The organism is Cognatishimia sp. MH4019, assembly GCF_020177595.1.
In the GTDB taxonomy this organism is placed as follows: domain Bacteria; phylum Pseudomonadota; class Alphaproteobacteria; order Rhodobacterales; family Rhodobacteraceae; genus JAHTBL01.
The window spans coordinates 444,460-456,647 of the sequence record NZ_JAHTBL010000001.1 but is presented as its reverse complement, the minus strand read 5'-3'; the positions used below and the strand labels follow the sequence as shown (position 1 = coordinate 456,647).

Annotated in this window: 14 protein-coding genes and 1 tRNA gene; 8 read left to right on the top strand and 7 right to left on the bottom strand. The window is 59.8% G+C overall.

Annotated features, from left to right (window positions below):
* Nucleotides 1-74: 74 nt before the first annotated feature.
* From KUW67_RS02245 to KUW67_RS02210, 8 genes are all read left to right on the top strand, one after another.
* Nucleotides 75-641: a DUF177 domain-containing protein gene (locus tag KUW67_RS02245; RefSeq protein WP_224823634.1), complete on the top strand. Its 567-nt coding sequence runs from the start codon at nucleotides 75-77 to the stop codon at nucleotides 639-641.
* A 161-nt stretch (nucleotides 642-802) separates the two neighbouring features.
* A complete protein-coding gene (rpmF, locus tag KUW67_RS02240) occupies nucleotides 803-1,012 on the top strand; it encodes a 50S ribosomal protein L32 (RefSeq protein ID WP_224823633.1) in 210 nt (69 codons plus the stop codon).
* 18 nt (nucleotides 1,013-1,030) lie between these two features.
* On the top strand, nucleotides 1,031-2,125 hold the full coding sequence (gene plsX, locus KUW67_RS02235) for a phosphate acyltransferase PlsX (RefSeq protein ID WP_224823632.1): 1,095 nt from the start codon (nucleotides 1,031-1,033) through the stop codon (nucleotides 2,123-2,125).
* A complete protein-coding gene (locus KUW67_RS02230; protein WP_224823631.1) occupies nucleotides 2,122-3,093 on the top strand; it encodes a beta-ketoacyl-ACP synthase III in 972 nt (323 codons plus the stop codon). Before plsX ends, KUW67_RS02230 begins: the two co-directional genes overlap by 4 nt.
* 76 nt (nucleotides 3,094-3,169) lie before the next feature.
* On the top strand, nucleotides 3,170-3,472 hold the full coding sequence (gene ihfA / locus KUW67_RS02225) for an integration host factor subunit alpha (protein WP_224823630.1): 303 nt from the start codon (nucleotides 3,170-3,172) through the stop codon (nucleotides 3,470-3,472).
* Between the two features lie 11 nt (nucleotides 3,473-3,483).
* Nucleotides 3,484-4,167 (top strand): MerR family transcriptional regulator, encoded by a 684-nt coding sequence (locus tag KUW67_RS02220; protein WP_224823629.1) that lies wholly within the window; start codon nucleotides 3,484-3,486, stop codon nucleotides 4,165-4,167.
* A 57-nt stretch (nucleotides 4,168-4,224) separates the two neighbouring features.
* Nucleotides 4,225-4,301, top strand: a tRNA-Pro gene (locus KUW67_RS02215).
* A 63-nt stretch (nucleotides 4,302-4,364) separates the two neighbouring features.
* The gene (locus KUW67_RS02210) at nucleotides 4,365-5,441 is read left to right on the top strand and encodes a 2'-deoxycytidine 5'-triphosphate deaminase (protein ID WP_224823628.1); all 1,077 of its coding nucleotides are present in this window, start codon (nucleotides 4,365-4,367) and stop codon (nucleotides 5,439-5,441) included.
* Nucleotides 5,442-5,513: 72 nt separating this feature from the next.
* On the opposite strand, the gene KUW67_RS02205 is transcribed toward KUW67_RS02210, so the two are convergent.
* The 7 genes from KUW67_RS02205 to argS all read right to left on the bottom strand — a co-directional run bounded on the left by KUW67_RS02205 (nucleotide 5,514) and on the right by argS (nucleotide 12,163).
* Nucleotides 5,514-6,650, bottom strand: coding sequence for a TIR domain-containing protein (locus tag KUW67_RS02205; RefSeq protein ID WP_224823627.1), 1,137 nt, complete (start codon nucleotides 6,648-6,650; stop codon nucleotides 5,514-5,516).
* A 105-nt stretch (nucleotides 6,651-6,755) separates the two neighbouring features.
* On the bottom strand, nucleotides 6,756-6,971 hold the full coding sequence (locus KUW67_RS02200; protein WP_224823626.1) for a hypothetical protein: 216 nt from the start codon (nucleotides 6,969-6,971) through the stop codon (nucleotides 6,756-6,758).
* Nucleotides 6,972-6,976: 5 nt separating this feature from the next.
* Complete coding sequence (gene scpB / locus KUW67_RS02195; protein WP_224823625.1) at nucleotides 6,977-7,618, bottom strand: SMC-Scp complex subunit ScpB; 642 nt, start codon at nucleotides 7,616-7,618, stop codon at nucleotides 6,977-6,979.
* Nucleotides 7,611-8,399, bottom strand: coding sequence for a ScpA family protein (locus KUW67_RS02190; protein ID WP_224823624.1), 789 nt, complete (start codon nucleotides 8,397-8,399; stop codon nucleotides 7,611-7,613). Before KUW67_RS02190 ends, scpB begins: the two co-directional genes overlap by 8 nt.
* Nucleotides 8,392-9,393 carry a glycoside hydrolase family 3 N-terminal domain-containing protein gene (locus KUW67_RS02185; protein WP_224823623.1) on the bottom strand — a complete coding sequence of 334 codons (1,002 nt, stop codon included), beginning with the start codon at nucleotides 9,391-9,393 and terminating at the stop codon, nucleotides 8,392-8,394. Before KUW67_RS02185 ends, KUW67_RS02190 begins: the two co-directional genes overlap by 8 nt.
* Nucleotides 9,394-10,332 (bottom strand): SPOR domain-containing protein, encoded by a 939-nt coding sequence (locus KUW67_RS02180; protein ID WP_224823622.1) that lies wholly within the window; start codon nucleotides 10,330-10,332, stop codon nucleotides 9,394-9,396.
* A gap of 85 nt (nucleotides 10,333-10,417) precedes the next feature.
* Nucleotides 10,418-12,163 (bottom strand): arginine--tRNA ligase, encoded by a 1,746-nt coding sequence (gene argS / locus KUW67_RS02175; protein WP_224823621.1) that lies wholly within the window; start codon nucleotides 12,161-12,163, stop codon nucleotides 10,418-10,420.
* Nucleotides 12,164-12,188 lie beyond the last annotated feature (25 nt).

The window sequence follows — 12,188 nt, the reverse complement described above, 5'->3', positions numbered from 1 at the left end:
CGCGTTTCACCGGCCTCTTCTGTGCTTTGGTTACACACGAGCGGCGCGCGGTTCAAGAAAGGAAACTCCTGATTATGTCTGACACCCCGTCCGGCACCCCTGCTTTCACCCATCCTGTGCGCGTGGCCGATCTGCCTTCACGCAAACCCAGCCGCGTGACACTGTCCCCGGATGCAGAGGTTTGCGAGGCCATCGCGGCCGATCTGGGCATCGAAGCGGTGCGCAAGCTGCGTTTTGACGTGACGTTGAAGCCGATGGGTAAACGCGACTGGCAGTTGGACGGCACATTGGGCGCGACCGTGGTGCAGGCCTGCGTTGTCACGCTGGCCCCCGTGACCACCCGGATCGACGAGGTTGTCAGCCGCTCTTACGTGACTGATTACACGCCCGCCCCCGATGGCAGCGAGGTAGAAATGCCCGAGGACGATACGGTAGAGCCTCTTCCCGCCGTCATCGACCTTGGCGGCGTTATGACCGAGGCGCTGGCCTTGGCGCTTCCACTCTATCCGCGCGCGGATGGGGCCGAGGTTGGCCAAGCCGTCTTCACAGAGCCGGGAAAAGCCGCGCTGACCGATGAAGACGTCAAACCCTTCGCCGGCCTTGCCGGGCTGCGCGATCAACTTGAAAACAAAGGCGAATAATCGCGTTTTCTAGGGGTCAGACAAAAGGGTTGCGCTACAGAGGAATCGCAGTATGTTCGCGCACCTCTGACAAAGGGGTAGACAGGATGCGCGCTACGGCGTATCCGTCCGCGATACCCCAAGGAAACAGGGCTTTTGCCCAGATAGACCGAGGTTGTGACATGGCTGTCCCTCAGAATAAAATTTCGAAATCGCGCCGCAACAACCGCCGCGCACATGACGCGCTGGTCGCTGGCAATCCGAACGAGTGCCCGAACTGCGGCGAGCTCAAGCGCCCGCATCACGTCTGTGCGGCCTGTGGCCACTACGATGACCGCGAGGTTGTCGCGATGGTCGACGAAGTCGATCTGGATGAAGAAGACGCGGCATAATCCAGCGGCGCGCGCCCGATGACGTCATCTGACACCTCCACCGGGCAAAGCACCACAATTTCTGTCGACGCCATGGGCGGAGACAACGGGCCCGCAGCAGTTGTTGCGGGTCTTTCGCGTGCGGCCTCCAAGAATGAAGCAATCCGGTTCATTCTGCATGGGGATGAGGCGCAGCTGAAACCGCTTGTCGAAAAACGCAAGCTGACCAACCGCTGCGAGATCCGCCACACGACCGATGTCGTGACAATGGATGCCAAACCCAGCCACGTGATGCGCAACGGCAAAGGCACCTCGATGTGGTCTGCCGTGGAAGCGGTACGCGCGGGCGACGCCTCTGTCGCGGTGTCTTGCGGCAATACCGGCGCGCTGATGGCGCTGTCGATGATCCGTCTGCGCAAGGTCGAGGGCGTGAACCGCCCCGCCATCGCCTGCCTTTGGCCATCCCGCAATGCCGGTGGCTTCAATGTCATGCTGGACGTAGGCGCCGATATCAAAGCGGATGAACAGGATCTGCTGCAATATGCGCTGATGGGCGCGTCTTACGCGCGCAACGGTCTGGGCCTCAAACGCCCGCGGATCGGTCTGCTGAACGTCGGCACGGAAGAGCATAAGGGCCGCGCTGAACTTAAAGTCGCCAATGACATGATCGCGGCCATCGCACCTTCTGCCGATTTTGACTATGTCGGCTTTGTCGAGGGCGGTGATATCCCCTCCGACCGGGTCGATGTGATCGTCACCGATGGTTTTACCGGCAATATCGCCCTGAAAACAGGCGAAGGCACCGCCAGCCTGATCCGCGATTTCCTGCAGGACGCGTTCAAGGCCACGCCGCTCTCGCGCATTGCAGCCCTTCTCGCGTTGACATCCCTGCGCCGCCTCAGCAAGCGGATCGACCCGCGCCGCGTCAATGGTGGCGTATTTTTGGGCCTGAACGGCACTGTGGTGAAATCACACGGCTCTGCCGACGCTTTGGGTGTGGCCTCTGCCGTGCAATTGGCGTTTACTCTGGGTCAGGCAGGCTTTTCCGAGAAATTGGCCGCCCGGGTCGCGCAAGCGGCTCTTTTGGCGCAGCACGGACTGCAGGATTTTGAGAAGAACGGACAAGACGCATGAGCGTTCGGGCAGTTGTCAAAGGCGTTGGGCATTACCTGCCGGAACGCATTGTCGAGAACAGCGAATTTGAAGAAAGCCTGGAAACCAGCGACGAGTGGATACGCTCGCGCTCTGGCATTGAACGCCGGCATCTGGCCGCTGATGGCGAGACCACATCGCAAATGGCCACGGCAGCCGCGACTGCAGCGCTAAAGGATGCCGGTCTGACCGCAGGCGATATCGACGCGATCATCGTCGCAACATCCACCGCCGATCTAACCTTTCCCTCTGCCGCGACCATGGTGCAACACGCGCTTGGCATGACCAAAGGCTATGCCTTTGATGTGCAAGCCGTTTGTGCGGGGTTCGTTTTTGCTCTCAGCAATGCCAATGCGTTGATTGTAAGCGGTCAAGCCAAGCGGGTTCTGGTGATCGGAGCCGAAACCTTCAGCCGGATCATGGATTGGACCGACCGCGGCACCTGCGTACTTTTTGGCGATGGTGCAGGCGCGTTGATCCTTGAAGCCGCCGAGGGCGAAGGCACCCCGAGCGATCGCGGCATCCTGTCGGTCGATCTGAATTCAGACGGCAGTCAGCGCGATATTCTTTATGTGGATGGCGGTGTCTCCACCCAGTCCACCGGCCATCTGCGCATGCAGGGCAAAGAGGTGTTCCGACACGCGGTCGAAAAGCTCGCCAGAACCGCCGACACCGCCCTCGAAAAGATCGGCCTCACCGGCGATGATGTGGACTGGATCGTGCCCCATCAGGCCAACCTGCGCATTATCACCAAAACTGCCCAAAAAATGGGCGTTCCGATGGATCGGGTCGTGGTCACTGTTCAGGATCACGGCAACACCTCTGCCGCGTCGATCCCGCTGGCGCTGTCGGTCGGCAAGGCCCGTGGCCAGATCAAGCAAGGCGATTTGGTCGTCACCGAAGCAATCGGAGGTGGTTTGGCCTGGGGCGCGGTGGTTTTGCGCTGGTAACAGCCATTCGCAAGTCATTGATATTGACTCGGAAATTGCCCGCGCCTTAGTGTGACTGGAAAGCTAAGGGGGTGACATGTCTGATAAAACGCTGACTCGGATGGATTTGAGCGAAGCGGTTTTCCGCGAAGTGGGTCTGTCTCGAAACGAATCTTCTCAACTGGTTGAGTCGGTTCTGGATCACATGTCTGACGCGCTGGTAGCGGGTGAGACGGTGAAAATCTCCTCCTTCGGCACGTTCAGCGTGCGTGACAAAGCCGCCCGCGTGGGCCGCAACCCCAAGACCGGCGAGGAAGTTCCGATCCATCCCCGTCGCGTGCTCACCTTCCGCCCCTCGCATCTTATGAAAGATCGCGTGGCGACCGGAAACAGCAAGTAGGACACCGCATCATGGGCAAAGCCCCCGACGCCTTCCGCACCATCTCCGAGGTCGCTGAATGGCTCGATGTGGCCCCCCATGTGTTGCGATTCTGGGAAAGCAAGTTCACTCAGGTGAAACCCGTCAAACGGGCGGGCGGGCGGCGCTATTACCGTCCGGCAGATATGGAATTACTGGGCGGAATCAAAATGTTGCTCCATGATCAGGGGCAAACGATCAAGGCTGTCCAAAGCATGATCCGCGAAGATGGGATCAGCGCGGTCACCGCGCATTCGCCGATGATTGATGGCGCTGATGACATCGTTCACGAAGCAACGCCTGAAACTGCGGAAGACGACAATGTCGTCGCGTTCGAGCCGACAGTCGCGCCAGAGCCTGCCGCCGCTACTGAGCCTGCCACACCGCCAGCGCCCGGCCCCGCACCCGAGCCAGAGCCGCAAGAGGCCGCGCCAGAACCGGCCCCTGCCGTGCAAGACCCAGCGCCGGAGCCAACCGCGCCCAAGCCGCGCATTGTAGAGATCGCAGATATCCCCGACGATACGCCCGGTGACGCACCGCACGCGGCTTCTGCCATTGGCCTCGCACTCTCCCGCACCCCGGCAGAGCTTGCGTCCAAAGCCGATCAGATCATCCCGCTTCTGACACGTCTCAAAGCGCTGCGCGCGCAAATGACCGACCACGGCGTGCGCGGCTAAATTGCTGCGATTCCCCGCTTGCCCCCTGCCGCAAAATCGTTATGACTGCACGCCAGTCGGGCTATGGCGCAGCCTGGTAGCGCGTCCGTCTGGGGGACGGAAGGTCGCAGGTTCGAGTCCTGCTAGCCCGACCAAATCACACCGCTCGCCGCGCACCCAGCGCTGCGGGCGGTTTGCATATTGAAGGGGCTAAAACCATGACCGGCGTTCTACCCAGCCAAGCGCTCAAAGCCATGATTGCAGATGGCACCCTGTCCGGCAGCCCCGCCATCACACCTGAGCAAATCCAGCCCGCCAGCCTTGATCTGCGTTTGGGAACAGTCGCTTACCGCGTCCGCGCCTCCTTTCTCGCAGGTGCTGGCAACACGGTCGAGGACCGTCTGTCCGAATTTGAGATGCACCGCATTGACCTCACCGGGGGTGCAGTCCTTGAAAAAGGCGCGGTCTATGTCGTGCCGCTGATGGAAAGCCTTGCGTTGCCCGATGGCGTTCAAGCCGTCGCCAACGCGAAAAGCTCCACCGGGCGGCTCGATCTGCTCACCCGCACGATCACTGATGAAGGGGTCGAGTTTGACCGCATCGCCCCCGGCTACACCGGTCCGCTTTATGCCGAAATCTGCCCGCGTTCCTTCAGCGTCGTCGTGCGCCCCGGCCAACGCCTCAACCAGATCCGGTTCCGCAAGGGTCAAGCCGTGCTGTCCGATCTGGAACTCCGCGACCTACACGCACAGGAATCGCTTGTCTCCGGCGACGCCCATATCGACGAAGGCCTCGGCTTCTCCGTCGATCTGCGCCCCGAGGTTGGCGATCTGGTCGGCTTCCGCGCCAAGCCCCACACCGGCGTGATCGATCTGGACAAAATCGCCCATTACGAGCCGTCGGAATACTGGGAGCCCATCCACACGACCGAGGGCTGCATCATCCTAGATCCCGGTGCATTCTACATTCTGGTGTCCCAAGAGGCCGTCACCATCCCCCCTGACTGCGCCGCCGAAATGGCGCCCTACCTCGCCATGGTCGGCGAATTCCGCGTCCACTACGCCGGTTTCTTCGACCCCGGCTTCGGCCATGACGACGCCGGAGGCGCAGGCTCGCGCGGCGTCCTCGAAGTCCGCTGCCATGAGGCGCCGTTTGTCTTGGAGCACGGCCAGATCGTCGGTCGTTTGGTCTATGAGCGCATGGCCGAGGTGCCGGAACAGCTATACGGTGCCGGCATCGCGTCGAACTATCAAGGCCAAGGGTTGAAGTTGAGCAAGCACTTTAAGGCGGTTTAGTGGGTATAAGACTGCTTCAGTGCGTGCTAACTTCTCTAGGCGCTGGTTCGACGGGTCTTCGTGAGGTTTGCACTACGCAGTACGGTACAGTCCTAAAGCGTGAAGTACACTTTCATTAAGTAAATCAACAACTAACTCATAGGGGATAGTTATTCTTGGCATTCCAAGAGCATAGGCAGCCACTTGGTATGATCCAAAAACAACGGTAATGCCATCTTTGGTGAGCATGAAATTGGACAGAGAATCCCAGTCTTTTGTTCCTTCGCATACCCAATTCAAATCGAATGAATCAGCTTCATTCAATTTTAGTTCTGACGCTAGTAACCGCTGCACATGAGCTTGAACCGGCCCGAGCGCATCATCGCTTTGAAACAAGTTTCTGATTGAAGGTAAGTGTATGATTGGCTCTAATAGATAATTGAATGACTTTGGCGCATGTACGGGGTGTGCCGCGCCAGCGCTATACCAGTGTAGGCTGTACCCAACCGAAATTACTCTGCCGACGACATCTGCCGATCCAAAGATGGCGTCGAAGGTATTGGTTCTTTTCCACTCATCTTGCATCAAGTTATAAAACGAGGGCTGCGGTTCGAGTGTGGAATAACGAGCATCCATCGCATGTCGAGCTAATGATCCATTGATGTGATCTTCAATGTCCTTGAGCTGAGCGTATTTGGTAGAGGACAGTCGGATCCGTTGAACACTTGTAGAAAAGCCAGGAATACCATTGTACTTGAGTTCGGAGTCTTCGATCAGCCAACGTACCTCTGCTTTCAATTGCGCATCCGAGGCTATCTCTAGCGACTTTTTCTGTGCGGCATTGAGAGACCTCAGCAGCTCTGCCTCAACTTCTGACTGTTCTTTATTGTATGCCTGAAGAAATTGAATGCCTTTTAACTGTTCCGGGAAGTCAACGCGATCAAGCTGCACCGGGATCGCGTAAATATCACCTTTCAGCTTCTCTTTGATTTTTTCTAGCGCAAAGCTGATTTCTTTCTGTGCATACCCTCTCTTATCCACAGAATTCTGAGAAACGAAAATGATTATGATGTCACAGCGTTCAAGCGCTGTTGTAATCTCGTAGTCCCAGTTCTGGCCACTCAGTATGCTCTTATGATCCATCCATGGGTTTAAATTATGCGCGTCCAACAAATCGTAAAACGGCATGACACGTGATCTGTCTTCACTAACGTAGCTTATAAAAATCATTGCTCGGGCACTTAAACTTGGAGGGGAATCTATAAACAACGGAATACGCTTCGTTGTCTGTTTCTAATTCACATGATCTCTTAACAACGCAAGAACCCTGTCCCCTCAAAACCGCCCCATCCGCCGTAGTTTCGCCGTCTGACGCGCTTTCTTCGCAGCCTCTTTCCCCTGCTGGGCCTGCATCCGCTCTTCCGGCGTCATGTCCTTGGGGTCTTTCGCGCCGCGTTTCGTGGCCATATCAATCCCCTTGTTGACCCCCATGCCGATGACCCGACGCATCACCATGCGCAGGACCATATTGATGATCTGATTGGCATTCATTGCTTTTACTCCTCAAAGAGTTCGCTTTGATCGTCGTCTTCATTGTCATCTAGGTCGCCTGCCTCGCCCAAACCAGTGCCGGGGGGTGGGCGGTTCTCCAACAGCCCTGCGGCGCGCAGTTCCTTGAGCCCCGGCAGATCGCGGGCGGCTTCAAGGCCGAAGTGATCCAGAAAGCCCTGCGTGACCACAAACGTCACGGGCCGTCCGGGGGTCATGCGGCGGCGGCCCAGCCTGATCCACTCCATCTCCAACAGCTGATCAATCGTCCCACGCGAGACGCTTACACCGCGGATTTCCTCAATCTCGGCGCGCGTCACGGGCTGGTGATAGGCGATGATGGCCAAGGTCTCGATCGCGGCACGGCTCAGCTTGCGCGTCTCGACAGTTTCCTTTTGCATCAGGAAGCCCAGATCGCCAGCCGTGCGCATCGCCCAAGCGTCGCCCACCTTAACCACGTTCACGCCCCTGCCCTCATAGCGCTTGCGCAAATGCACCAACGCCTCGGCGGCGTCACATCCGTGCGGCATGCGCCCCTGCAAATCGCGCACGGTCACGGGCTCGGCGGTGGCGAACAGGATCGCCTCCACCATCCGCTCCTGCTCCGCCATGGGCGGCGCTTCAAAGAGGCTCTCGTTCACCTCATCCATCGTGTTTCTTCCGTATCTGAATGGGCGCAAAGGTCTCGCCTTGGCGCAATTCGATCTGACCGGCCTTCGCCAATTCCAGCGAGGCCGCAAAATTCGCCGCCGTGGCAGAGCGGCGCTTTTTCGGGTCCGTCTCCCAGCCTTCGGGCAGATAGGACAGCAGGTCCGTCCACTCCCCCGCATAGCCGATCAGCCCGCGCATGCGGTCCAGCGCCTGCTCCATTGTGAAGACGCTCTCGCGGTCATAGACAAACGGGCGGAACTCATCCTTCGTGCGGGTGCGCGCATAGGCCTGCATCAGGTCCAGCAGCGTGGCGGTATAGGTCACCCGCCGCACCCGCGTGACGTCTTGCGTGATCCCGCGCGCGAAGAAATCCCGGTTCAACTGGTTGCGCGCCATAAGCTCGGCCGAGGCCTTGCGCATCGCCTGCAACCGCTCCAACTGGAACGCAAGATGCGCAGCCAGTTCCTCGCCCGAGGGGCCTTCCTCTGTCGGGTCGGGGGGCAGCAATAGCCGTGATTTCAGGAAAGCCAGCCACGCCGCCATGACCAGATAATCGGCGGCCAGCTCGATCCGCAGCTCTTTCGCCTTCTCGATAAACGCAAGATATTGCCGGGCCAGCTCCAGCACAGAGATTTTCCGCAAGTCGACCTTTTGCGTCCGCGACAGCGTCAGAAGCAGATCAAGCGGCCCTTCGAAGCCGTCCACATCGACAATCAGCGCTTCCGCTGCAAGGCGGTCGGCAACGGCAATCGGTTCAACAGAGTCACTCAGATCAGACATGGGTCGGTCCACGGGTTAAGCCCGAAAACTCCGCCTCAAGTGCGGAAATGTCAATCTGTGTTGGCGCGGGCCGCGCTGCAATCGCAGCGTCCGCGCGCGCCTGCGCTGTGGCACCCATCGCCCCAGACGCCTCCGCTACCGCGCGCATCTCGTCCAGATCACCGTTGCAGTGCAAAATTACGTCGATCCCGGCGGCCAATGATGCGGTCGCGCGTTCTGCCACAGTGCCGCTGAGCGCTTGCATCGACAGATCATCCGTCATCAGCAAACCGCCAAAGCCGATCTCCTCGCGGATCAGCGAGACCATCACCGGGGATGTCGTCGCCGGTGCCTCTGCATCAATTGCCTCGTAAACCACATGGGCGCTCATTCCCATCTGGAGGTCATGGAGCGCGCGGAACGGCGCAAAATCCCGCTCCAGCGCGGCGCGGTCTGCACCCACGCGCGGCAGGCCTTTATGGCTGTCCACCTGCCCGCGCCCATGGCCGGGAATGTGCTTGATGACCGGCAAGACGCCTGCTGTCAGCAAGCCGTCCGCAACAGCACGCCCCACTTTCGCGACTGCGACAGGATCGTCTGAATAACAGCGGTTCAGCAAAAACGGATGGGTCTCAGCTTCGGCCACGTCCAGCATCGGCGCGCAATTTGCGTCGATCCCTACGGACCGCAACTCCGCCCCGATCAGCGCATAACGCAGAAACATGGCGCGCTGCGGATCGGAGGCGCGCGCAACCTCGTCCAAAGGTGGCACCCACTCACGCCACTCCGGCGCACGGAGCCGCTGCACCCGGCCCCCTTCCTGATCGACAAGCACTTGTGCCTCGCGCCCGACAGCCTCCCGAAGCTGCGCGGTCAGCGCGCGCACCTGATCGGGCGTGTCGATATTACGGGCAAACAGAATGAAGCCGAACGGATCAAAATCGCGGTAAAACGCGAGCTCATCTGCGGAAAGGGACAGGCCCTCGCATCCGAAAATGCAAGCGCCCTGAGCCACTTAGCGGACCACCACCGGGATACAGGCCGCGTTCTCGGCCACCAGGGCCGAGCAGAACCGCCGCGCGTCCGACAGATCGGCAAAGCCCATGGCCCGCAGGCGGTAGAACGTGCGCCCACCGCTTTCGGCGCGCTGGATGACGCGCTGCTTGCCGTCCAGATAGCCCTCAAACCGGGTCGTGATCCGGTCCCATTCGGACCGCGCGGTCTCGGGGCTGTCAAAGGCCCCCAACTGCACCAATCGCGTGCCAGATGGGACCGAAGCCGCATCCACGTCGATGCTGGCGGGCAACACAGGCGTCGTCGCGTCTGCGCTGGCCACCTGAACTGCTGCACGGGCGGGTCTTGCACTTGGTCGGTCCGAGCGCGCCAGTCCGGGCCCCTCTTTCGGAGCCAGTTCGGTCAAGGCGGGCGTCTCCTCCAAAAGCTGCGCCACCACCGCGTCAGCAGCAGCCTGCACATCAGGGACCTGCAAAGCAGGCGTTTGCGCGCCGGTCATGGCCACTGGCTGTGCCGCCGCTTCAACAGCGGCCAAGGACGCATCCTCTGCCTCTGCCATGCTCTGCACAGAAGGCTCGACGGGTGCGGCCAAACCCGGCTCATCGGTTTCGGTCACATCCACAGGCCGTGGCGCCAGACGCAGCGTGTCCGCGGGCGCTTGAGCGCCACCATCGGCTTTGACGTGGTTCACAGCCAATCCTTGATGCGCGGCCTGCAAGCCGCCTGGATTGTCGGGCTGAACCCGCATCGGGCCATCGACCGCCGCAACCACCGGGATGCCATTTACGTCTCGCACCATTAGCTTGTAGCCCCAGACGCCAATCCCTGCGAGCAGCGCCACCGACATGGCGGCCCCGGCCCAGTTCACAAGATGTCCGAAATGGGCCTTATGCGTGCGCGGAGCACGGCCATAATCCCCGGCGAATTCCATATCTGCCATATGCGCCTCTACTGCTTGCCGCTTGCGGTTTTTCCCGCAAATCGGTTTTACCTACTGCCTCTGCCGGGCTGGGGCGCTTGTTTTGTTAGCGCATTTCCTCTGCCGGCTTGATGCCCAAGATACCCAAACCGCTGGAAATAACAATCGCTGCGGCCCGAATCAGCGCGATTTTCGCCTGAGATGTGGCAGTGTTGCCTTCTTGCAAGAACCGCAATGACACATCGTCATTGCCCCGGTTCCACAGGGCATGCAGGTCCGATGCCAGCTCATAAAGGTAAAACGCCACCCGATGCGGCTCATTGTTGCGCGCAGCAATCTCGACCAGCCGGGGCCATTCGGCGATTTTCTTGGCCAATTGCAGCTCGGCCTCATGAGCCATGCCCGACAGATCAGCGGCGGCGAGCGTGGCGTCATCCGCCGCAATCCCCGCCTCTGCCGCCTTGCGCAGCACCGAGCAGACCCGCGCATGGGCGTATTGGACATAGAAAACCGGGTTGTCTTTCGACTGCTCCAGCACTTTGTCGAAATCGAAATCCAGCGGCGCGTCGTTCTTGCGGGTCAGCATCACGAACCGCGTCACGTCCGCGCCGACCTGATCCACCACATCGCGCAGCGTCACGAACGTGCCTGCCCGCTTCGACATCTTGAACGGCTCGCCGTTTTTATAAAGCTTCACCAGTTGCGTGAGCTTGATATCCAGCGACACCTTACCATCCGACAGCGCCGACACGGCCGCTTTCATCCGTTTGACATAGCCGCCGTGATCGGCGCCAAACACATCAATTAGGGCGTCGAAGCCTCTGGAAACCTTATCATAATGATAGGCGATATCCGGCGCGAAATAGGTCCAGGACCCATCGGATTTCTTGACAGGCCGGTCCACATCGTCGCCATGATCCGTCGACTTGAAAAGCGTCTGCTCGCGCGCCTCCCAGTCCTCGGGCAATTTGCCTTTGGGGGGCGGCAACGTGCCTTCATAGATCAGGCCTTTTTCATCGAGATCGGCAATCGCCGCCTCGATCTGGCCCGTGCCATAGAGCGACTTTTCGCTGTAAAAGACATCCATCTCGACGCCGAGCGCTGCCAGGTCCTCCCGGATCAGCGCCATCATCGCGTCGGTCGAGAAGTCCCGCACCTCTTCCAGCCAGAACTGCTCGCCCTTATCGACAAACGCGTCTCCGACTTTGGCTTTCAGCGCCTCGCCGACCTCGATCAGATAATCGCCGGGATAGGTGCCATCCTCAAACGCCACCTCTTGGCCATGCGCCTCAAGATACCGCAGATAGACCGACCGGGCGAGGACATCGACCTGCGCACCGCCATCGTTGATGTAGTATTCCCGCGTGACGTCAAAACCGGCGTAATCCAGCAAGCTGGCGAGCGCGTCGCCAAAGACCGCGCCGCGCGTGTGACCCACATGCAAAGGCCCCGTCGGATTGGCGGAGACGTATTCCACGTTAACCTTCTGGTCTTTCCCCAAGGTCGAGCGACCAAAGGCCATGCCGTCTGAAAGTGCATTCTTTACAACACCTTGCCACATATCTGGCGCCAGCCGCAGGTTCAGGAACCCCGGCCCCGCCACCTCGGCCACGTTAATGAAGTTGACAGCTGTCAACTTCTGGGCAAGCGCGTCAGCAATGTCGCGTGGCTTCATCTTGGCGGGCTTGGCCAGCACCATCGCGGCGTTGGTCGCCATGTCCCCATGGGCCGCATCGCGCGGCGGCTCGACCGCCACGTTGGCAAAGTCGAGACCTTCGGGCAGAACACCCTCGGATTGCAGCGATGTCAGCGCCTCCAGAACGGTGGCGCGCAGCTCGGTAAACAGGTTCATATCTCAGCCCTCAGTCAGCCCGCGC

Excerpts from the sequence above, each read along its gene's own strand:
- KUW67_RS02245 (WP_224823634.1), top strand. The coding sequence starts at position 75 with ATGTCTGACACCCCGTCCGGCACCCCTGCTTTCACCCATCCTGTGCGC.
- rpmF (WP_224823633.1), top strand. The coding sequence starts at position 803 with ATGGCTGTCCCTCAGAATAAAATTTCGAAATCGCGCCGCAACAACCGC.
- plsX (WP_224823632.1), top strand. The coding sequence starts at position 1,031 with ATGACGTCATCTGACACCTCCACCGGGCAAAGCACCACAATTTCTGTC.
- KUW67_RS02230 (WP_224823631.1), top strand. The coding sequence starts at position 2,122 with ATGAGCGTTCGGGCAGTTGTCAAAGGCGTTGGGCATTACCTGCCGGAA.
- ihfA (WP_224823630.1), top strand. The coding sequence starts at position 3,170 with ATGTCTGATAAAACGCTGACTCGGATGGATTTGAGCGAAGCGGTTTTC.
- KUW67_RS02220 (WP_224823629.1), top strand. The coding sequence starts at position 3,484 with ATGGGCAAAGCCCCCGACGCCTTCCGCACCATCTCCGAGGTCGCTGAA.
- KUW67_RS02210 (WP_224823628.1), top strand. The coding sequence starts at position 4,365 with ATGACCGGCGTTCTACCCAGCCAAGCGCTCAAAGCCATGATTGCAGAT.
- KUW67_RS02205 (WP_224823627.1), bottom strand. The coding sequence starts at position 6,650 with ATGATTTTTATAAGCTACGTTAGTGAAGACAGATCACGTGTCATGCCG.
- KUW67_RS02200 (WP_224823626.1), bottom strand. The coding sequence starts at position 6,971 with ATGAATGCCAATCAGATCATCAATATGGTCCTGCGCATGGTGATGCGT.
- scpB (WP_224823625.1), bottom strand. The coding sequence starts at position 7,618 with ATGGATGAGGTGAACGAGAGCCTCTTTGAAGCGCCGCCCATGGCGGAG.
- KUW67_RS02190 (WP_224823624.1), bottom strand. The coding sequence starts at position 8,399 with ATGTCTGATCTGAGTGACTCTGTTGAACCGATTGCCGTTGCCGACCGC.
- KUW67_RS02180 (WP_224823622.1), bottom strand. The coding sequence starts at position 10,332 with ATGGCAGATATGGAATTCGCCGGGGATTATGGCCGTGCTCCGCGCACG.
- argS (WP_224823621.1), bottom strand. The coding sequence starts at position 12,163 with ATGAACCTGTTTACCGAGCTGCGCGCCACCGTTCTGGAGGCGCTGACA.